At 73.0% G+C, this 20,496-nt stretch carries 17 protein-coding genes; 6 read left to right on the top strand and 11 right to left on the bottom strand.

The features are described from left to right. Both HZF07_RS06645 and HZF07_RS06650 read right to left on the bottom strand, forming a co-directional pair. Positions 1–1,356: a M50 family metallopeptidase gene (locus tag HZF07_RS06645; RefSeq protein ID WP_181644877.1), complete on the bottom strand. Its 1,356-nt coding sequence runs from the start codon at positions 1,354–1,356 to the stop codon at positions 1–3. A gap of 10 nt (positions 1,357–1,366) precedes the next feature. Then, positions 1,367–2,461, bottom strand: coding sequence for a 1-deoxy-D-xylulose-5-phosphate reductoisomerase (locus tag HZF07_RS06650; protein WP_181644878.1), 1,095 nt, complete (start codon positions 2,459–2,461; stop codon positions 1,367–1,369). Positions 2,462–2,503: 42 nt separating this feature from the next. Between HZF07_RS06650 and gabT the strand changes: the two genes are divergently transcribed. After that, positions 2,504–3,823, top strand: coding sequence for a 4-aminobutyrate--2-oxoglutarate transaminase (gene gabT, locus HZF07_RS06655; RefSeq protein ID WP_157340356.1), 1,320 nt, complete (start codon positions 2,504–2,506; stop codon positions 3,821–3,823). On the opposite strand, the gene HZF07_RS06660 is transcribed toward gabT, so the two are convergent. From HZF07_RS06660 to HZF07_RS06670, 3 genes are read right to left on the bottom strand one after another with little or no spacing between them, the layout of a single operon-like run. Beyond that, the gene (locus HZF07_RS06660; RefSeq protein ID WP_157340358.1) at positions 3,807–5,153 is read right to left on the bottom strand and encodes a hypothetical protein; all 1,347 of its coding nucleotides are present in this window, start codon (positions 5,151–5,153) and stop codon (positions 3,807–3,809) included. The genes gabT and HZF07_RS06660 overlap by 17 nt on opposite strands. Continuing rightward, a complete protein-coding gene (locus HZF07_RS06665; RefSeq protein WP_157340360.1) occupies positions 5,150–5,800 on the bottom strand; it encodes an RNA polymerase sigma factor in 651 nt (216 codons plus the stop codon). The genes HZF07_RS06660 and HZF07_RS06665 overlap by 4 nt, the downstream gene beginning before the upstream one ends. A 24-nt stretch (positions 5,801–5,824) precedes the next feature. Then, positions 5,825–7,102 carry a hypothetical protein gene (locus tag HZF07_RS06670; RefSeq protein WP_157340362.1) on the bottom strand — a complete coding sequence of 426 codons (1,278 nt, stop codon included), beginning with the start codon at positions 7,100–7,102 and terminating at the stop codon, positions 5,825–5,827. Between the two features lie 127 nt (positions 7,103–7,229). Between HZF07_RS06670 and HZF07_RS06675 the strand changes: the two genes are divergently transcribed. The 3 genes from HZF07_RS06675 to HZF07_RS06685 are packed head-to-tail and all read left to right on the top strand — an operon-like array spanning position 7,230 to position 10,818. Then, a complete protein-coding gene (locus HZF07_RS06675; protein WP_220131833.1) occupies positions 7,230–9,032 on the top strand; it encodes an N-acyl-D-amino-acid deacylase family protein in 1,803 nt (600 codons plus the stop codon). Beyond that, a complete protein-coding gene (locus HZF07_RS06680; protein ID WP_198346342.1) occupies positions 9,029–9,481 on the top strand; it encodes a nuclear transport factor 2 family protein in 453 nt (150 codons plus the stop codon). The genes HZF07_RS06675 and HZF07_RS06680 overlap by 4 nt, the downstream gene beginning before the upstream one ends. Positions 9,482–9,510: 29 nt before the next feature. Further along, positions 9,511–10,818 carry a cation:proton antiporter gene (locus HZF07_RS06685; protein WP_181644879.1) on the top strand — a complete coding sequence of 436 codons (1,308 nt, stop codon included), beginning with the start codon at positions 9,511–9,513 and terminating at the stop codon, positions 10,816–10,818. Here the strand turns inward: HZF07_RS06685 and HZF07_RS06690 are convergent. Genes HZF07_RS06690 through HZF07_RS06715 form a run of 6 tightly spaced genes read right to left on the bottom strand, consistent with a single transcriptional unit; the run spans position 10,766 to position 18,851 of the window. After that, positions 10,766–14,287, bottom strand: coding sequence for an ATP-binding cassette domain-containing protein (locus HZF07_RS06690; protein WP_157340366.1), 3,522 nt, complete (start codon positions 14,285–14,287; stop codon positions 10,766–10,768). The two genes, HZF07_RS06685 and HZF07_RS06690, sit on opposite strands and share 53 nt — an antisense overlap. Positions 14,288–14,338: 51 nt before the next feature. After that, positions 14,339–14,869 carry a pyridoxamine 5'-phosphate oxidase family protein gene (locus HZF07_RS06695; protein ID WP_157340368.1) on the bottom strand — a complete coding sequence of 177 codons (531 nt, stop codon included), beginning with the start codon at positions 14,867–14,869 and terminating at the stop codon, positions 14,339–14,341. Between the two features lie 30 nt (positions 14,870–14,899). Then, the gene (locus HZF07_RS06700) at positions 14,900–15,709 is read right to left on the bottom strand and encodes an ABC transporter permease (RefSeq protein ID WP_157340370.1); all 810 of its coding nucleotides are present in this window, start codon (positions 15,707–15,709) and stop codon (positions 14,900–14,902) included. Then, entirely contained in the window at positions 15,709–16,557 is an 849-nt protein-coding gene (locus HZF07_RS06705) for an ABC transporter permease (RefSeq protein ID WP_198346343.1), read from the bottom strand. Before HZF07_RS06705 ends, HZF07_RS06700 begins: the two co-directional genes overlap by 1 nt. 3 nt (positions 16,558–16,560) lie before the next feature. Next, a complete protein-coding gene (locus tag HZF07_RS06710; protein WP_157340372.1) occupies positions 16,561–17,790 on the bottom strand; it encodes an ABC transporter substrate-binding protein in 1,230 nt (409 codons plus the stop codon). Next, positions 17,787–18,851 (bottom strand): ABC transporter ATP-binding protein, encoded by a 1,065-nt coding sequence (locus tag HZF07_RS06715; protein WP_181644880.1) that lies wholly within the window; start codon positions 18,849–18,851, stop codon positions 17,787–17,789. The genes HZF07_RS06710 and HZF07_RS06715 overlap by 4 nt, the downstream gene beginning before the upstream one ends. 143 nt (positions 18,852–18,994) lie before the next feature. Here HZF07_RS06715 and HZF07_RS06720 point away from each other — a divergent pair, with 143 nt between their 5' ends. Then, positions 18,995–19,765 carry a FadR/GntR family transcriptional regulator gene (locus HZF07_RS06720; RefSeq protein ID WP_181644881.1) on the top strand — a complete coding sequence of 257 codons (771 nt, stop codon included), beginning with the start codon at positions 18,995–18,997 and terminating at the stop codon, positions 19,763–19,765. After that, positions 19,762–20,451 (top strand): cache domain-containing protein, encoded by a 690-nt coding sequence (locus tag HZF07_RS06725; protein WP_157340378.1) that lies wholly within the window; start codon positions 19,762–19,764, stop codon positions 20,449–20,451. Before HZF07_RS06720 ends, HZF07_RS06725 begins: the two co-directional genes overlap by 4 nt. Positions 20,452–20,496 lie beyond the last annotated feature (45 nt).

The raw sequence follows: 20,496 nt of genomic DNA on the forward strand, positions 1-20,496 counted from the left end.
TCACGCGGGGAGCCGCACGGGGACGACGAGGTCGCCGACGATCAGCACGATGCCCATCGCGAGCAGGACGCCCGCGACGCAGTAGGCCACGGGCAGCATCCGCGCGACGTCGACGTACCCGGGGTCGGGGCGACCGCGGAGCCGCGCCCAGGCCCGGCGCAGCGCCTCGAACAGCGCACCGGCGATGTGGCCACCGTCGAGCGGCAGGAGCGGGATGAAGTTGAACATGCCGATGAAGAAGTTGAAGCCGGCGATCAGCATCAGGAGGAAGACGGCCTTCTCCTTGACCGGGAACGCCTCTTCGGAGACGGTCTCACCGGCGAACCGGCTGCCGCCGACGATGCTCACCGGGCCGTTGGGGTCGCGCTCCTCCAGGCCGACGATCGCCTGGCCGACGTCGAAGACCTTCAGCGGCAGCGTGCCGAGCGCGCTCACCGTGTTCTTGGTCATCACGCCCATCTGCTCGACGACGTAGACCGGGCCGCCGACCACGAACCCGGCGAACGTCGGGCTCACCCCGAGGAAGCCGACCTGGGTCAGGGTCTCGTCGGTCTGCGAGGTCGGTCGGGCGGTGACGGTGGTGCTGGTGGTCAGCGTGAGGTCTCGGCCGTCGCGCTCGACGACGATCGTGGCGGAGCCGTCATCGTTGGCTCGGATCTGCTCCTGGAGGTCCTCCCAGGTGGTGAACGGCGTCCCGTTGAACGACAGGATCTTGTCGCCCTCCTGGATGCCGGCCGCCTTCGCCGGTGCGACCGGGTCGGAGTCGCGGCAGGCCCGGTCCGCCTCGGTGGCGGGCACGACGCAGTCGACGACGGAGCTGACCACGGGGCTGTAGGGCTTCGCATCGCCCGGGTTGCCGTAGGTGGCGAAGACGCCGACGAAGATGAAGAACGCGATGAGGAGGTTGACCGTCGGGCCGCCGGCCATCACGACGACCTTCTTCCACCAGGCCATCTTGTAGAAGAGCCGCTCGCTGTCCTCCGGCTTGATCGTCTCCCACTCGGCAGCGCGCGCGTCGGAGATCAGCTGGGTGAAGAGACCGGTGTTGGACTTCCGCACCCGCACGACCTGGTTGCCGTCCGCGTCGACGGTCACCTCGTCGGCGAGCTGGGCCGCGCCGGGCGGGAGCATGCCGACGATCTTGACGTAGCCGCCGAGCGGGATCGCCTTGACGCCGTACTCGGTCTCGCCGACCTGCTTGCTCCACACCGTGGGGCCGAAGCCGATGAAGTACTGGGTGACCTTCCCGCCGAACTTCTTCGCGGGGATCATGTGGCCGAGCTCGTGGAGCCCGATCGACGCCAGGATGGCGCCGATGAAGATCACCACCCCGAGCAGGTAGAACAGCGCGCTCACGGATCCCCGATCATTGTTGCCCGATCACCTCGCGAGCCACGGTGCGGGCCCACGTGTCGGCGTCGAGGATGTCCTCGATCGCCACTTCAGAGGGTACGACGTGTCGGCTGAGAACCGACTGAATCGTCGGCACGATGCCGTTGAAGTCGAGCCGGCCGGCGCGGAACGCCTCGACGCACTCCTCGTTGGCCGCGTTGTAGACCGCCGGGGCCGTGCCGCCCCGCTCCCCCGCGCTCCGCGCCAGGGCGACCGCCGGGAACGCCTCGTCGTCCAGGGGGAAGAACTGCCAGGTCTCCGGCCGCGTCCAGTCGACCGCCGGCGCCGCGTCGGGCACCCGGTCCGGCCAGGCCAGGCCGAGCGCGATCGGGATCAGCATGGTCGGCGGGCTGGCCTGCACGAGCGTCGAGCCGTCAACGAACTCCACCATCGAGTGCACGACGCTCGTCGGGTGCACGACCACCTCGATCCGGTCGAAGGGGATGCCGAAGAGCAGGTGCGCCTCGATCACCTCCAGCCCCTTGTTGACCAGGGTCGCTGAGTTGATCGTGATCACCGGCCCCATGTCCCACGTCGGGTGTGCCATCGCCTGCTCCGGCGTGACCCCGGCGAGCTCCTCACGGGTGCGGCCCCGGAACGGCCCGCCGCTGGCGGTGAGCACCAGCCGGCGTACCTCCTCGGGCGAGCCGCCGCGCAGGCACTGCGCGAGCGCGCTGTGCTCGGAGTCGACCGGCACGATCTGGTCGGGCTTGGCGCGCTCCAGCACGAGGGGGCCGCCCATGATCAGCGACTCCTTGTTGGCCAGCGCCAGGGTGTTGCCGGCGTCGAGCGCGGCCAGGGTCGGGCGCAGGCCGACCGCGCCGGTGATCCCGTTGAGCACGACGTCGCAGGCCTGGGACGCGGCCTCGACCGAGGCGTCCTCGCCGAGGCCCGAGCACGCCGGCGCGAACTCGGCCACCTGCTGCTCGAACAGGTCCGGGTTGGAGCCGCCGGCGGTCAGGCCGACCACCCGGAACCGGTCGGGGTTGGCGCGCACGAGGTCCAGCGCCTGGGTGCCGATGGAGCCGGTGCTGCCGAGGATGACGATGTCTCTTGCCGGACCACTCACGCCGCCATCCTCCCGCACTCGGGTCGGCACTACATTGCTGGCATGAGCATCGCGCAGGAACGCCGCCTCGTCACCGAGATCCCCGGCCCCGGCTCGCTGGAGCGACTGGACCGCAAGAAGGCCCACGTGGCCGACGGGGTCGGCACGACCCTTCCCGTCTTCATCGTGGCGGCCGGCGGCGGCGTGCTCGTCGACGTCGACGGCAACCACCTCATCGACCTCGGCTCCGGCATCGCGGTGACCACCGTCGGCAACGCCGCGCCGGCGGTCGTCCGCAACGTCCAGGAGCAGGTGGCGGCCTTCACGCACACCTGCTTCATGGTCACGCCGTACGACGGCTACGTGGACGTGTGCGCCGCGCTGGCCGAGCTCACGCCGGGCGACCACGCGAAGAAGTCGGCGCTCTTCAACTCCGGTGCCGAGGCGGTCGAGAACGCCGTGAAGATCGCGCGCGTGGCGACCGGCCGGGACGCGGTCGCGGTCTTCGACCACGCCTACCACGGCCGCACGAACCTCACGATGGCGATGACGGCCAAGAACATGCCGTACAAGAACGGCTTCGGCCCGTTCGCCGGCGAGGTCTACCGCGCGCCGATGTCCTACCCGCTCCGCGACGGCCTCTCGGGCGCCGACGCGGCCGCCCGCGCGATCGACGTGCTCGACAAGCAGGTCGGCGCGGCCAACCTCGCCTGCATCGTGATCGAGCCGATCCAGGGCGAGGGCGGCTTCGTGGTGCCGGCGCCGGGCTTCCTGCCCGCGCTCGCCGCGTGGGCGAAGGACAACGGGATCGTGTTCATCGCCGACGAGATCCAGTCCGGCTTCTGCCGCACCGGCGACTGGTTCGCGAGCGACCACGAGGGGGTCGTGCCGGACCTGGTCACCACGGCCAAGGGCATCGCCGGCGGCCTGCCGCTGGCCGGCGTCACCGGCCGCGCCGACCTGATGGACGCCGTGCACGTCGGCGGCCTCGGCGGCACGTACGGCGGCAACCCGATCGCCTGCGCCGCGGCGCTCGGCTCCATCGAGGAGATGAGGACGCACGCCCTCGGCGAGCGCGCCCGCGAGATCGGCGAGCGGATCACCGCCCGCCTCGAGGCGCTCCGGGCAGAGCACGACGTCATCGCCGAGATCCGCGGTCGCGGCGCGATGATGGCGATCGAGCTGTGCAAGCCCGGCACCACCGAGCCCGACCCCGTGCGGACCGCGGCGATCTCCGCCTACTGCCACAAGGCGGGCGTCGTGACGCTCACCTGCGGCACCTGGGGCAACGTGTTCCGCTTCCTGCCGCCGCTCTCGATCAGCGACGCGCTGCTCGACGAGGCGTTCGACGTGGTCGCGGAGGCGTTCACGGCGACGGCGTGACCGACGGCTGCGGCGCACCCGGGGCGACCAGCACCCGGGTGCTCGCCCCGGCGTGCGCGCCGGTCGGCACGATGCGGACGACGTACCAGCTCTGCGTCGTCGGCGCGGGCACCGAGAACAGGACCTGCCCGTTGGCGCCCAGGCTGGTGCTCGTCAGGACGACCTGCTCGCCGTCGCGACGCGTCATCAGCAGCACCGGGGAACCGGGCCGGCCGCCTGCGACCGCGACGGAGACGGTCGCGGCACTGCCGGAGGTGCTGGAGGACGCGGTCAGCGTCGGCTTCAGCACGAGTCGCCAGGCCGCGCTGCGCACGTCCTGGACCTTGATCCGGTAGCGGGCCGTCCGGTCCGCGGGCGCCGAGGTCAGCGAGACGGTGCCGTCCTGTGAGGTCGTCCCCACGCCCACCTCGCGCCAGCCGCCGTCCGTCTGCTGCTGCAGCACGACGCGGGCGCCGGGCACGGCCGAGCCGTCCGGCGCGCGCACGACGCCCGAGAACACCGTCGTCTGGCCGGGCGCGACCCGGTGGCCGACCGCCGCCTCGATGATCGCGTTCGCCGGGGGCGGCGGGGTCACGTCGGCCGTGGGATTGGCCGTCGGGCTGGTCGACAGCGTGGTGGTCGGGCTGGCCGTGGGACTGGCGGACGGGCTGGTCGTCGAGCTGCCGGACGGGCTGGCGGTCGGGTCGGCGCTCGGGCTGGCGGACGCCGTCCCGGTCGGCGTGCCGGTGGGCGACTCACCCATCGCCGGGGTCGGGCTCGGCGCCGGGGGCGTGGGCTCCGCCGAGCCGGTCGGCAGCGGCGCCGGTGCCCCGGTCGGCGCGGCCTCGGGAGAGGCCGTCGCGTCGGGGGTCGTCGGGTCCGTCGCCTCTGGGCTCGGCGTCGAGCTCGGTGTCGGCTCGCCCGTGGGCGACGCCGCGGGCTCGGTGGTCGTGCCGGTGGGCGCCGGCGCCGGCGGTGCCTCGGGCTGCGGCGGCGCGACCTGGTCGGCCTCGACCTGGTCGACGGGCGCCTGCGGGTCGGCGGGCGGGACGCCGATCGGGCCGAGGACCCGGTGGACCGCGCCCTGCACGGGCGCGGGCAGGTGGCTGGAGTACGCCGCCGCAGCGACGCCGGCACCGGCCAGGGCGAAGGCGACGGCCAGCGTCGACGCGGTGCCGACTCGGCGTACGGTGCGCCCGGAGACCGGTCGCAGCAGGGTCACGCTCGGCGCGGCCGTCGGGCCCTCCGCGCGGTACAGCGCGCGGTAGGTCGCCTCGTCGGCCAGCTCGGTCGGTGTCGGCGGCGCGTTCAGCGCGCGCACCAGGTCGTGCTCGTCGAAGCCGCTGTTCATCGCAGCTCGTCCTTCCATTGATCTTCTTCCACGGTCCGGGCCAGTGCGCGGAGCGCGCGATGCACTCCGACCCGCACCGTCCCGGGCCGCTTCCCCAGCAGTCGGGCGACGTCGGCGACGTCCAACCCGGCGACCACTCTCAGCGTCACCATCTCGGCCTGCGCCGGCGGCAGGGTCGCCACCAGCCTCAGAGCGGCGGACAACGACTCGTTCTCCGCCGCGTGCTGCTCTGCGCTCGGGGCGGTCGGCCCGGAGCCGGTCGCCGCGACCGGGTCAGCCACGAGGATCGCCGGCCGGCGGGTCCGGGCCCGTCCCTGGTCGATCGCGCGGTTGCGCGCGATCGTGAAGAGCCATGCCCGGAACTCCGGCACCCCGCCCTGGAAGGTGCCCAGGCTCCGGACCACCTGCACCCACGTCTCGGCGGCGACGTCCTCCGGCGCGTCGTCCCCGCGCGAGCGCAGGTAGCGCAGGAGCCGGGGGTGCAGATCCCGCCACAGCACCGCGAACCCCCCCTCGTCGCCGGCACGGGCCGCGTCGAGCGCCCACACCAGCTGCTCGTCGCCGCTCGAGGTCGCCCGCTCCCGACTGCGAGACGTCGCCATCCCGAAGTCAGCCACCAGCTCGTAGGCCTCGTCCAGCGTGCTCACCCCGATGTCTGCTCGTCCGGTCGATCAGGCGGTCAGCGTCGCGCTGGTGCTCGACGCGAACTCAGGTCCGTCGTACACCAGACGGTAGCTGGCACCGGGCGTGATGGGCCGCACGAAGCGCACCCGGCCACGGGCGTTGGTGAGCCCCGACACCACGTCGCGCCAGGTCGCCGTGGTGGCATCGTAGGTCTGCAACGTCACCTCGGCGTTGCGCACCGGGTCGGCGTCCGCGACGAGTCGGCCGGTGATCACGAAGCCCTCCGGCGCCGTGGCCCCGCGGATCGCCAGCGCGCTCGCCGACCGGATCGCCACCCGCACCGACCCGCTCCGGCCCGCCGGCACGTCGCCGGTGGCATTCGACCTCAGCCGGTACGCCGTCGTCACGGTCGGCGCCGCGAGCAGGCTCACGGACCCGTCGGCGGCGGTGGTCGTCGACGCCACCATGAGCCAGGACGCGCCGCTGCCCACCTCCCGGGCCAGCAGGTCGACGGTCGCGCCGACGAGCGGGCCGGTCTCGGCGGTGACTGTGCCGGTGATCGAGGTCGACTCCCCGGGGTCGAGCAGCACCGGATCGGCGGCGATCGTGACGACCGGTCGCATCTGCACGTCGACGACGCCGCTCCGGGTCGGTCGGTAGGCCGCGGTGCCTGCGAACGTGAACCGGTACTGGGTGTGGGTGCGGGGGCGGATGAGGAAGTGCACCTGGCCGGCGCGATCGGTGCGTCGCGCATAGTGGAACTGCCAGACGCCCGCCCCCGCGGACTTGGCGAGCAGCACGACCCGTCGGTGGCCGAGACCCGCCTGGGGCTCGCCGCGGAGCCGACCCCGCAGGGTGGTGGCCGCCCCGGGGAGCACGGCGGGCTTCACGGCCCGGATCGACATCGACGTCGGCGACCGGCGACCCGGGGACGCGACCGTCCGCACCCGGACGACGACCACCGCGCTGGTCGCCGGCGCGGCGTCCTCGGCTCCGGCGTACCGCAGGCGGTAGCGGGTGGTCACCGCGGGCTGGACGTCGACCCGCACCTTCCCGCTCGTGCTCGTCACGGCCTCGGCGACAGGCAGGAAGTCGGCCTCGCCGGTCGCTCGGGCCTCGAGCTCGACCGGACGACCGGACGCCGCGGCGTCCGGCACGAAGAGGAAGCCCACGATGGTCGCGGTGCCGCCCGCCACGACCGCGCCGTTCTCCGCCCGGATGGAGATCGACGTCGGCTGCTGGGCGAGCGCCGGACCGGGTATCCCGAACCCGGTCAGCGCGAGCATCACCGCCACGAGGACGGCGATCGGCCGGACGTCGCGCATGCTGCTCCTTCTCGTCGGTCGACCGCAGGGGGTCGTTGCTGCATCTGCTCCGGACAGCGACGACGACCGGGATCGCGTTACAGCGTGGCCCAGGATCCCTTGACGCGCGTCAACTAGAACCTGTTCCATGCGGAGCATGACGTACGACGCGATCATCAAGGGCGGCCGCTGGTTCGACGGCACCGGGGCCGCCTCCGCGATCCGCGACCTCGGCATCCGCGACGGCCGGGTGGTCGTCGTCAGCGCCGACCCGCTGGACGAGACCGGGTGCCCGGAGGTCGTGGACGCCCACGGCCGGTGGGTGATGCCGGGCTTCGTCGACATCCACACCCACTACGACATCGAGGTGCTCGACGGGCCGGCCCTGCCCGAGTCGGTGCGGCACGGCGTGACCACGCTCTTCCTGGGCTCGTGCTCGCTCTCGACGATCCACGTCGGCGGCGTCGACGCGGGCGACCTCTTCGGCCGCGTCGAGGCGATCCCGCGCCAGCACGTCATCCGGGCGGTCGAGGAGCACAAGACCTGGTCGACCGCGGAGCAGTACGTCGCCGCGCTCGAGGCGCTGCCGCTCGGCCCCAACCTCGCCGCCTTCATCGGCCACTCCGACATGCGCACCGCGACGATGGGTCTCGACCGCGCCACCCGCAAGGACGTGCGGCCCTCCCGGCGCGAGCAGGCCCGCATGGAGCAGATGCTCGACGAGGCGCTGGACGCCGGGTTCGTCGGGATGTCGGCCCAGCAGCTGCTCTTCGACAAGCTCGACGGCGACCTGTGCCGCTCGCGCACGCTGCCCTCGACGTACGCGAAGGGCAGGGAGATGCGCGGCCTGCGCTCGATCCTGCGCCGCCGCCGGCGCGCGCTCCAGGCCGGCCCGGACGCGAGCCACCCGGTCTCGACGATCGGCGGGCAGGCGCTCGGGTCGATCGGCTGGTTCGGCCGGCCCGCGCTGCGCACCAGCCTGCTCTCGGCCGCCGACATCAAGGCGATCCCGTTCGTGATCCACCTGATGCGGCCGCTGGCGGCGCTCGTCAACAGGCTCGGCGCCGACTTCCGCTGGCAGCACCTGCCGGTGCCGTTCGAGGTGTACGCCGACGGCATCGACCTGGTGATCTTCGAGGAGTTCGGCTCCGGTGCCATGGCGCTGCACCTCCAGGAGAAGCTGGCCCGCGACGAGCTGATGCGCGACGAGGACTACCGCAAGCGGTTCCGCAAGGACTACGAGTCGAAGTACGGCCCGCGGGTGTGGCACCGCGACTTCTACGACGCCGAGATCGTCGCCTGCCCCGACGCGTCCGTGATCGGCAAGTCGTTCGGGCAGGTCGGCGACGAGCGCGGTGGCATGCACCCGGTCGACGCGTTCCTCGACCTGGTGCTCGAGCACGGCACCGCCATCCGCTGGCGCACCACGATCAGCAACCACCGCCCCGAGGTGCTGAAGAAGCTCGCTCAGGACGGCGGCATCCAGGTCGGGTTCTCCGACGCCGGCGCCCACCTGCGCAACATGGCCTTCTACAACTTCGGGCTGCGGCTGCTCAAGCACGTGCGCGACGCCGAGCGCGCCGGGAAGCCCTTCATGTCCGTCGAGCGGGCCGTGCACCGCCTCACCGGCGAGCTGGGCGAGTGGTACCGCATCGACGCCGGCTTCCTGCGCGAGGGCGACCGGGCCGACCTCGTCGTGCTCGACCCCGAGCACCTCGACGCCGCTCTGGAGAGCTACCACGAGGCGCCGGTCGAGCAGTACGGCGGACTCTCCCGGATGGTCAACCGCAACGACGCCGCCGTGCCGGCCGTGTTCGTCGGCGGCCGGCGGGTGGTCACCGACGGCGAGCCCACTCCCCTGCTGGGCACCGAGCGGACCGGCCAGTTCCTGCGCGCCGGACAGACGGGCGCCCCGGTGGTCAGCACGGGCGCGGTCGAGGCGGCCTCGTGACCCGCACCCCCGCGGAGGCCGTGCGCGGCCTCTGGCAGACGCTGTCGAAGCGCGACTACGACGGGATCGCCGACTGGGTCACCGACGACTGCATCTACCTGGACGTGCCCGTCGGCCCGGCGTTCGCGGCGCGCGGGCCCGCGGACATCGTCAAGCGGCTGCAGGTCGGCTGGGGCGGGCTGGCGGCGTACGAGAACCACGACGGGCTGCTGGTCGCCGACGACGACGGCAACGTGATGTACGAGCACACCGAGACCTGGACGTTCGCGTCCGGCGAGGTCGTCACGCTCGCGTTCGTCAGCGTGCACCGCGTCCGCGACGGCAGGGTGTGCCTGTGGAAGGACTACTGGGACTACGGCGCCATCATGAACAACGCGCCGGCCTCGTGGGTGGAGTCGCTCGCCACCGCGGACACCTCGTGGGCCTACGACGCCACCGGGGACGTCTGACCCGCTGACCGGGCGGGTACGAGGGTGGGGTGACCGCCGACCTCGTCTATCTCGTGGGCGGGGCCAGCCTCCTCCTGGCGGTGGTCCTGCCGGAGCTGCTGTCCCGGTGGGCCGTGTCGGCGCCGATGGTGCTCCTCGCCGTCGGCATGCTCATCGGGCTCACCCCGCTGCCCGACGGCATGCCGCTCGACCCGCAGGAGAACCGCGCCACCATCGAGCACGTCACCGAGCTGGCCGTGCTGGTCGCGCTCATGGGCGTCGGGCTGGCGATCGACCGCCCGCTGGAGCTGCGCCACCGGCGCTCCTGGGGCCGGTGGCGGGCGACCTGGCTGCTGCTCGGCGTCAGCATGCCGCTGACGATCGCGGCCGTCGCCCTGCTCGGCTGGTGGGCCGGGCTGGCCCCGGCCGCGGCGGTGCTGCTGGGGGCCGCACTCTCCCCGACCGACCCGGTGCTCGCCTCCGACGTCCAGGTGGCGGGTCCGCAGACCGGGGACCTCGAGGTCGACGAGGACGACGAGGTGCGGTTCACGCTGACCTCGGAGGCCGGGCTCAACGACGGTCTCGCCTTCCCGTTCGTCTACGCCGCGATCCTGATGGCGACCGAGGGCGCCGTCAGCGGGTGGGCGCTGGAGTGGGTGGGCTGGTACCTCGTCGGCAAGGTCCTGATCGGGGTCGCCGCGGGCGTCGCCGTCGGTCGGCTGCTCGCGTACGCCGCGTTCCGGTCCGCCAGCGCCTCCCTGCGCGTCGCCGAGCGCGGGGAGTCGCTGCTGGCCCTCGCGGCGCTCGTCTCGGCGTACGGCGTCGCCGAGGTGGTGGGCGGCTACGGCTTCCTGGCGGTCTTCGCGTGCGCGATGACGTTCCGGTCCGCCGAGCGGTCGCACGACTACCACGCCGCGATGCACCAGGTGGCCGAGCGCCTCGAGCGACTGCTCACGCTCTTCGTGCTGCTGGTGCTCGGGATCGCGCTGACCCGTGGGCTGCTGGAGAGCCTGGACTGGCGCGGGGCGGGGATCGCCGTCGCGCTCGTCGTGGTCGTGCGGCCGCTGGCCGGCAACGCCGGGCTCCTGCTCGCCGGCGACCGGGCGGACATCGACCGTGGCGAGCGCTGGGCGATCGCGTTCTTCGGCGTGCGCGGCATCGGGTCGATCTACTACCTCGCCTACGCCGCCGGGCACGCCGACGAGCTCGGCGCCGACTGGCTGTGGTCGACGGTGTCCTTCACGATCGTGCTGTCGGTCTTCCTGCACGGCGCGCTGGCCACGCCCGTCATGCGGAGGATCGGCGCTAGCCGGCCAGGTGACCCCACGCCGGAGCCAGCTCGGACCACGGACCACTAGCGGCGACCCGGCCCTCGACCAGCACGACGACCCGGTCGGCCTGGGCGAGCGCGGCCCGCTTGGACGTCGCGCCGACGACCGTGGCGCCGCGCTCGCGCAGCGCGGTCCAGAGCTCGATCTCGGTGGCGGCGTCCAGCGCCGACGACACGTCGTCGGCGAGCAGCAGCTCGGCGTCGCAGGCGAGACCGCGGGCCAGCGCGAGCCGCTGCACCTGGCCACCGGAGAGCCGCACGCCGCGGTGCCCGACGAGCGACTCCGGTCCGCCGGCCGACGCCACGTCGGAGGCGAGGCGCGCCGTCTCGATCGCGGGCAGCACCTCGCGGTCGGGGTGGTCGAGGTGGATGTTGTCGGCGAACGTGCCGGAGAGCACCCGCGGCACCTGCGCGACGTGAGCGACCCGGCCGGGGCGCAGGGCGACCTGCGGGTCGCCGACCGGTTCGTCGTTCCACCGGATCTCGCCGGTGCTCGACACCAGTCCCGCGAGCGCGGACAGCAGGCTGGACTTGCCGGAGCCGACCTGGCCGAGCAGCAGCACCAGCTCCTGGCCGTGCACCGTCAGGTCGACGTCGCTGACCCCGATCGTGCCGTCGTCGTGGACCGCGGTCAGGCCGCGCAGCTCGATCGTGCGCAGCGGGTCGCGGACACCCGGCTCGGGGGCCGGCGCCGCGCCCGCCACCAGGTCGACGCCATCGGGCAGGTGCATGAGGTCGCCGCCGCCGGCGAGCCGGCTGGTCGTGCGCATCCAGGAGCGGGTGCCGGGCGCCTCGGTGACCACCGCGCCGGCCACCCGGCCGAACCAGTCGAAGCCGTTGACCGCGCCTGCCACCAGCAGCGCGGTGGCGAGGCCCCAGCCGCCCGCGACCATGACGGCCCACGCGGTGACGACGCCGCACTGCACCATCACGATCGGGACGCCGTCGAGCATCGCCTGCACGCGGTGCTCGCGCACCGCGGCCTCGACCCGGCCGCTGTCGACGGCACGCAGGTGGGCGTGGACGCTCGGCGTGGACGCGGCGAGCTTGACCGTGCGCACCGAGTCGAGCGCCGAGACCAGCGACCGGCCGAACCGGGCCCGCGCCGACGCCGACGCGGCCGCCGACCGGCCCGCCACCGGGCGGCCGAGGGTCGAGGCGAGCGCGGAGACGACCATCACCGCCAGCAGCACCCCGCCGGCGAGCAGGCTCTGCGCGACGATCGCGGTGACCGCCGCGATGAGCAGGCCGTTGACGAAGTCGACCCAGCGGTCGGCGTACCGAGCGATCCGGTCGGCGTCCATGGTGCGCGCCACGACCTCGCCGGGCGGGGTACGGCGCAGGCGGTGCTGGTCGGTCTGCCCGGCGAGCACGCTCGTGCGGACCCGGAGCATGACCCCGACCCACCAGCGCGGGTAGCGCCGGATGGCGGCGGCGAGCAGCAGCGGGGAGACGAGCAGCGAGGCGACCAGCGCGACCGTCAGCCGGGTCGGGTCGCCGTCGCGCTGGAGGGTCTCGACGAGGTGGCCCCACGCCCAGCCGGTGAGCACGCCGAACGCGCCGGTGAGCGCGGAGAAGAGGAAGAGCCCGATCGCGACGACGCCCCACTGCGGCTCGATCAGCAGGGTGGAGAGGGTCGCCCGGGCCAGGCTGGGCACCGGCTCGAGGTCGGGGGCGGCCGGCGGCGCGCCCACCCGGCGCGCGGTGCCGACCTGGGTGGCGACGGCGGTCTCGGCTGCCGCCTCCTCCGGCGCGACCCGCTCGTCCTCGGCGGACGCGGTCAGCAGCGCGCGGAACGGCCCGGGCTCGGCGGCGAGCCGGGACCGGAGGCCGCGCTGGACGACCTTGCCGCCGTCGAGGACCGCGACCTGCTCGGCCCGCTCGGTGGTCGAGAGGCGGTGCGCGACGAGCAGGCCTGTGCGCCCGGCGAGCAGCCGGTCGGAGGCGCGCACGACGTGCGCCTCGGTGACGGGGTCCATGCGCGCGGTGGCCTCGTCGAGCACGACCACGCGGACGTCGCGGACGAGCAGCCGGGCGAACGCGACCAGCTGCTCCTCGCCCGCCGACAGCGTGGTGCCACCGGGACCGAGGAGGGTGTCGAGGCCGTCGGACAGCCCGGCGACCCAGTCGTCGAGGCCGAGCTCGACGACCGCGGCCTCGACGTCCGCGCGTGGCACGTCGCCGAAGAGCGTGATGTTCTCGCAGAGCGTGCCCGCGAGGATCTCGGTGCGCTGGGTGACCACGCCGACCGCGGCACGCAGCCGCTGGAGGTCGAGGTCGAGCACGTCGACGCCGCCGAGCAGCACCGAGCCGCGCTCCGGCTCGACGGCCCGGGACAGCAGCGACGCGAGCGTGGACTTGCCGGAGCCGGTCCGGCCGACGAGCGCGCAGGTGGTGCCGGCAGGGACGTGCAGGTCGACGTGCTGGAGGGCGAACCGGGCCTCGACGTAGGCGAAGTGCAGGTCGCGGAAGGACACGTCGAGCCGGCCTGCGGGCAGGTCGGCGCCGCCGATCGGCTCCGGCTCGGCGCCGAGCAGGCCGCGCAGCCGCAGGACCGCGCCGAAGCCGGCCTGCAGGTCGGGCAGGTGCCGGGCCATCTGGTCGACCTGGCCGACGAACATCGTGGTGACCAGGAAGAGCGTGACCAGCGCCGAGGTGTCGAGGTGGTCGGCCTCGACCAGGGCGATGCCGACCAGCGCGGTCGCGGCGAGCACGGCGTGCAGCAGCGATCCGGTGCGCCGGCTGACCCGCGCCTCGAGCTCGAGCACGATGGCGAACCGCCGGTGCACCGTGGCGGCGAGCTCGGTGCAGCGGCGCAGCACGTGCGCCTGGCCCAGGCTCGCGCGCAGGTCGTCGCGGCCCGCGACCCCCTCCTCCATCGCGGCAGCGTGGTCGGTCCACGCCATCTCCTCCTCGACCTTGCGGGCCGAGATCTGCGGCAGCAGGGGGCGTACGACGCCCAGCGCGGCCACGCCGGCGACCGGGAAGAGGAAGAACGCCGGCCACCAGGTCAGGCCCGCGACCAGCCACAGCGGGCCGGACGCCAGCACGGTGCGGATCGCCATCCACGCGCTCTGCCGCAGCAAGGTGCCGACCTCGTGGGTGTCGTCGTCCACGCGGTCGAGCACCTCGCCGACGGCCTGCTCGGTGAGCGCCTCCAGCGGCTGGTGCAGCGCCGCATCGAGCAGGTCGGCGCGGAGCTTGCCCTCCGCGCGGTCCACGACCCCGGCCCACAGGGTGCGCGCGGCGGTGTCGAGCACCGCGGCGCCGACGACGCACAGCGCCAGCAGCCCCACGAGCCGGGTGCTGGCGTGCTCGGCCAGCCGGCCCGCCACCACCGAGCCGAGCGAGGTGCTGACGGCCGCGATCGCGCACGCGACCAGCGCCGTCACCGCGATCGGCGACCGCAGCCGCCGCCAGTCGACGGTGCGGGCGGGATCGGCCGGGCCGGGCGGTGCCGGCCGGACCGGGCGGTCGGCCTCGAGAGTCGTGGACATCGGCACGACGCTACGTCGTCGTACCGACAGCCGTCGCCTGCATTTCCGGCCTCAGAAGCGCCAGCGCGTGGCCCCGCCGGGCGCGACCGTGAGGAGCGCCACCATCGACGTCGCCTCGACCCGGTAGACCCACCACGGCGGCGGGCCGCCGGAGGGCGCGGTGAAGGGAGCGGTCAGCGCGACGCCCGACTCGTCGACCTCGCAGGGCCATCCGCCGGCGGCCCAGTCGGCGGCCCGGGCAGCGACGAGCGCCGGGTCCGTGACGCGGCTCGCGACGCCTTCGACGACGAGGTCGAACTCGTCCAGCGCGAGCGCGAGCGAGCACCGGGGATCACGGGCGAGGTTGCGGGCCTTGCGGGTGCGCGGCCCGGTCTCGAACCAGAACGCGCCGTCGGCCCACGCCGAGCCGATGCCGGTCGTGTGCGGCGCGCCGTCGTCGTTCAGCGTCGTGACCCACGTGCTGTGCCGGTCGGGACCTCCCGTGCCCGGCGCCTGCGGGAAGCCCCTGTCCAGGCGCGCGGTGATCGTCGCCAGGTCCAGGGTCGGGTTGTGGTCCTGGGTGTCCAGGTTGGTCGCGGTCATGCAAGGACCGACCTCCGGCCGCCCACGGACTCATCGCGCGCCGGTGAGCCCCTCGGCGTGCGAGCCCGACAGCCGCTGGGCGAGGTAGATCGGGATCGCCGAGAAGACCACGAGCACCGCCGCGACGACGTTGACGATCGGCGCCTGGTTGGGCCGGAAGAGGTTCTGGAAGATCCAGATCGGCAGCGTCTGGTCCTGGCTGCTCGCGGTGAAGGTCGTCACGACGATCTCGTCGAAGGACAGCCCGAAGGACAGCAGCGCCCCGGCCAGCAGCGCCGAGCGCAGCATCGGGAAGGTGACCAGCCGGAACGTCGTCAGCCGGCCCGCACCGAGGTCCATCGACGCCTGCTCGAAGTTGCTGCCCAGTCGCGCGAAGCGTGCCTGCACGTTGTTGAAGACGGTCACGATGCAGAAGGTCGCGTGCGCGATCACGATCGTCCACAGGCTCAGGTCGATGCCGAGGATCGTGCGGAAGCCGTTCTGGAACGCCAGACCGGTGACCACGCCCGGCAGCGCGATCGGCAGGATGATCAGCAGCGAGACGACGTTGCGCCCGAAGAAGCGGGTCCGTCGCAGCCCCATCGCGGCGAGCGTGCCGAGCGCGAGCGCGACCACCGTGGCCATGATCGCGACCTTGACGCTGGTCCACAGCGCGTCCCGGGCGCCCTGGCTCTCCCACGCCAGCTGCCACCAGTGCAGGGTCAGCCCCGCAGGCGGCCAGCCGAAGGTGTTGTCGGTGTTGAACGAGTTCAGCAGCACCAGCGCGAGCGGGACGTAGACGATGACCAGCACCACGAGGGTGAAGACGGTCAGCGAGCGGCGGAGTCCGTGGGACAGCATCAGAGGTTCTCCAGCGCTCCGGTACGGCGGGCCGCGGCCAGGTAGCCGAGCATCACCACGATCGGGATCGTCGCGACGGCGGCCGCGAACGGCAGGTTGTTGGCGGCGCCCTGGTTGTCGTAGACGACGTTGCCGAGCATCTGCGTCGTGCCGCCCACGATCTTGACCGCGATGTAGTCGCCCATCGTGAGCGAGAACGTGAAGATCGAGCCGGCCACGATGGCCGGGAACGCCATCGGGATGACCACGCGCCGCAGCGTCTGCCAGGACCCGGCGCCGAGGTCGGCGGACGCCTCGAACAGCGAGTCCGGCACCCGCTCGATGCCGGCGAAGACCGGCAGGATCATGTACGGCAGCCACAGGTAGGCCAGGGTCACGGTCGTGGCGAACAGCCCGTAGCCCGGGGTGTCGAGGCCGAACGGCTGCGCGATCCAGGCGATGGGGCCGTCGGCGGAGAACATGCCCCGCCAGGCGTACGCCTTGACGAGGTACGACGCCCACAGCGGCATCAGCACCGCGATGACCAGCAGCCGCTGGGCCCGGCGCGAGGCGACCTTGGCCATGTAGAGCGCGATCGGGAAGGCCAGCACCGCGTCGACCACGGTCACGACCGCCGCGACCATCAGGGTCCGGAAGGTGATCGTGCGGTAGACGTCGACGGTGAGGAGCGACCTGAAGTTGTCGAGCGTCCAGATCCGCTCGATCTCGCCGGTGAAGTCGTTCTGGCTCCACAGCGAGGTGACGAGGAGGGCGCCGAGGGCCCCAAGGTAGGCCACTCCCAGCCACAGCATCGGCGGCGTCAGGAGCAGGCCCACCCGGAGGCCCGGGCGTCGGTCGAGGAGCGGCAAGCGTCAGCCCTTGATCTCGGTCCAGGCGGTCGTCCAGTCGCCGTAGTCGGTGCACTCGGCGTCGGTGCGGCCGTCCAGGCACTGGCTGATCGGCGTCGTCCAGTAGTGGATCTGCTCGGCGTACGCGGAGTCCGTGGCGTGGTAGGTGTCGCAGAAGGACTTGTCGGAGGTCAGGTCGCACGCCTTCGCGTTGGCCGGCGCCTCACCGAAGTACTCCGCGACCGCGGCCTGCGCCTTCGGGCTGGTGATGTAGTCCATCCAGAGGTAGCCGCAGTTCGGGTTCTCGGCCTGGGAGCTGATCATCCAGGTGTCCGACCAGCCGGTGGACCCCTCCTCGGGCAGGACGGCTTCGACCTTCGCGCCCTCGCCCTGGGCGACCGACGCGATGACCTGCCAGGTGGTGCCGATGACCGAGTCGCCGCTCTTGAAGGCCTGGACCTCCTTGAGGTAGTCCGACCAGTACTCCGACACGTTCTCCTTCTGCGCCTTCAGGAGGTCGACCGCGGCGGCGAGCTGGTCCGCGTCGAGGGCGTAGGGGTCCTCGATGCCCAGGTCGGGCTGGGTCTTCATCAGGTAGAGCGCGGCGTCGGCGATGTAGATCGGCGAGTCGTACGCCGTGACCTTGCCGGCGTAGTCGGCGGCGCCGTCGAAGACCGCGCCCCAGCTGGTCGGCGCCGGGGTGACGACGTCGGTGTTGTACATCAGCAGGTTCGCGCCCCAGCCGTGCGGCACGCCGTACATCTGGCCGTCGACGGAGTTGAACTTCTGGTCCTTGAGGAAGTCGACGATGTCGCCGTAGTTCGTGAGCAGCTCGGTGTTGACCGGAGCCACGTCGCCGGACGCGATGAGCCGCAGCGTCGCGTCGCCGGACGCCGAGACCACGTCGTACTCGCCGGTCTTCATCAGCTGCACCGCCTCGTCGGAGGTGCCGAAGTACTTCACGTTCGCCTGGCAGCCGCTCTCCTTCTCGAACGGCGTGACCCAGTCGATGGTCTTGTCCGTCGAGCCGTCCTCGGCGTACCCGGGCCAGGCGAGGATGTTGACCTGCCCCTCGGGCTCCCCGACGGCGTCGGCCATCGGGACGTCGGGCGCGGCGAAGCCGCCCTGCTGCTCGTCGGCCTTGCCGCCGTCGCCGTCGTCGCCTCCCGAGCTGGTGCCGCAGGCCGTGGCGGCCAGGGCGAGCACGCTCGCACACGCCACGGCGGCCAACCTCGTCATGCCGGTCTTCCTCATGCTGTCTCCTCCTCAGGGGACGTCGCCGGGTCGGGAGAACCCAGGGACACCAGGTGTTCGCGTCGCCAGGTGAGCACGACGCGCTGGTCACGCCGCTCGAGCGCGGCGTCGATGGTGGTGTCGGTGTTGGGGTGCGTCACCGTCACGGTGGGACCGGCGTCGAGGGCGACGACGGTGCTGGTCAGGGCGCCGAGGTAGACGACCTCGCGGACGACGCCGGGAGCGACGCAGACCTCGCTGGACGGCGCGGGTGCGGCCGCCTCGAGCCGGACCTTCTCGGGCCGGATGACGAAGGCGCCCTCCTGGCCCACGACCTGGCGCGCGGCCTCGCCGGCGATCAGGTTGGAGGTGCCGACGAACCCGGCGACGAACGCGCTCGCCGGCCGCTCGTAGAGCTCCACGGGCGCCGCCAGCTGCTCGATGCGCCCCTCGTTGAAGACCGCGATGCGGTCGCTCATCGTGAGCGCCTCCTCCTGGTCGTGCGTGACGAAGACGAACGTGATGCCGACCTCGCGCTGGATCGCCTTGAGCTCGATCTGCATCTCGCGCCGCAGCTTGAGGTCGAGCGCGCCGAGCGGCTCGTCAAGCAGGAGCACCTTGGGACGGTTGACGAGCGCGCGAGCCAGGGCGACCCGTTGACGCTGGCCGCCGGAGAGCTGGTGCGGCCGGCGGGCGCCGTACTCGCCGAGACGCACGGTCTCGAGCGCCTCCTCGGCCCGCTTGCGGCGCTCGGCGCGGCCGACCTTCTTCACGCGCAGGCCGTACTCGACGTTCTCGAGCACGCTCATGTGCGGGAAGATCGCGTAGTCCTGGAACACGGTGTTGACGTCGCGCGCGAACGCCGGCCGGTCGGTGACGTCCTCGTCGCCGAGCGTGATCGTCCCGCCGGTCGGCTCCTCGAACCCCGCGATCAGCCGGAGCACCGTGGTCTTGCCGGACCCCGACGGCCCGAGCATCGAGAAGAACTCGCCGTCGGCGATGTCCAGGTCGAGGTCGTCGACGGCCCGGACCGTTCCGAAGTGCTTGCTCAGACCTCGCAACGAGATTGCGGTCTCTGCCATCGAGCTCCCTGCTGGTGTGGTGCCGGCTGCATGATCGGGCTGTGTGATCCGTGTTACGTTGCGCGGACGACCATAAGATATGGAACCAGTCATTAGATGAATAGCCCCTCCGGATAACAAGTCGGTTGCGAAGGGAGCACGCAGTGGCCGAGGTACGCCGGCACCGCAGCCGCGCCCGCGGCGCGATCTTCGCCCCGCTCTCCGACGTCGGCCGGGCCGGTCAGGTCGAGCAGCGGCTGACCGAGGCGATCCGCTCCGGCGTGCTCGCGGAGGGCGAGCGGCTCCCCAGCGAGCCCGAGCTGGCCGCGATGCTCGGCGTCGCGGTCGTGACCGTGCGCGAGGCGCTGATCGGCGTGCGCGCGCAGGGGCTGGTGACCACGAGCCGGGGCCGGGGCGGCGGCACGTTCGTCGCGGCCGGCGCCACCGCCGACGAGGAGGCGCTCGCCGAGCGGCTCGGTCAGATGTCGCGGGCCGAGCTGCAGGACCGGTCCACCCACTACGTCCTGGTGCTCGCGGGGTGCGCCGAGCTCGCCGCCGAGCGGGCCGACGCGAGCGAGGCCGAGTCGCTCCGCAGCCTGCTCCCCCGGGACGACGACGCGGTCGGGGCGTGGCGGCACGCGGACGCCGAGCTCTGGCTCTCGATCGCCGCGCTCACCCAGTCGGCGCGGCTCACCCGGGAGGTGGTGCGGCTCGAGGCCGACTTCGGGATGGTGGCGCGGATCCCGCTGGGCGACCCCGCCGTACGCGTCCAGGTGCGGGCCGGGCACGACCGCCTGATCGACGCGATCGGCGCCGCCGACCCCGACACCGCCCGGCACTGTGCACGCACCGATCTCCAGAGGACACTGGACGGAGTCGCGCGCACCCAGGCCGAACTCCACGACCGCAACCGGATGCCGAGGAGCGCTTCATGAGCACCATGCCCACGACGGTCTCGGACTCGCTGGCGCGCTGCGCCCTGGCCGTCACGGCCTACTTCAGCGCGCTCTTCGGCTCGCTGGAGGTCATCGGCGACCGGGTCACCGACGCCTTCCGGAGCGATCCCGGGCTCGCTGCGGCGCCCCTCGGCGAGGCCGTGCAGCCGGTCGCCGCCGCCACCCTCGCCGCCCACCCGGTCGTCGGTGCCGGGTTCGTCGCCGCGCCCTCGGTGCTCGCCGACCGGGAGCTCTACCTCGCCTGGTGGCAGGGCGAGGAGCAGCAGCTCCTCGCCGAGCGCGGCGTCCCCATCGGCCACCACGTCTTCGACTACACCCGGCACGAGTGGTTCCAGGTCCCGCTGACCACCGGGCAGCGCCACGTCACCGGCCCCTACGTCGACTACGTCTGCACCGACGAGTACGTGCTCACCGCCACCGTTCCCGTCCTTGTCGGCGGGCGGATGGTCGGGGTCGCGGGTGCCGACACCCGGCTCGAGACGTTCGAGCAGCTGATGCGCGAGCCGCTGCGGCACGCCGGCGACGTCGTGCTGATCAACGCCCACGACCGCTGCGTCGTCGCTGCGGACCCGCTGCTGCGCTCGGGCCAGAAGGTGGACCCCACGTCGTACGCCGTCGCCCAGGCCCTGCCTGGCTTCCCGTTCCGGGTGCTGGGCGGGGCGTAGCCCGGTTGCCCCGACCGTCGACGGCCGCCATGCTGGGGGAGGGAG

Source organism: Nocardioides agri, from assembly GCF_013778305.1.
In the GTDB taxonomy this organism is placed as follows: domain Bacteria; phylum Actinomycetota; class Actinomycetes; order Propionibacteriales; family Nocardioidaceae; genus Nocardioides; species Nocardioides agri.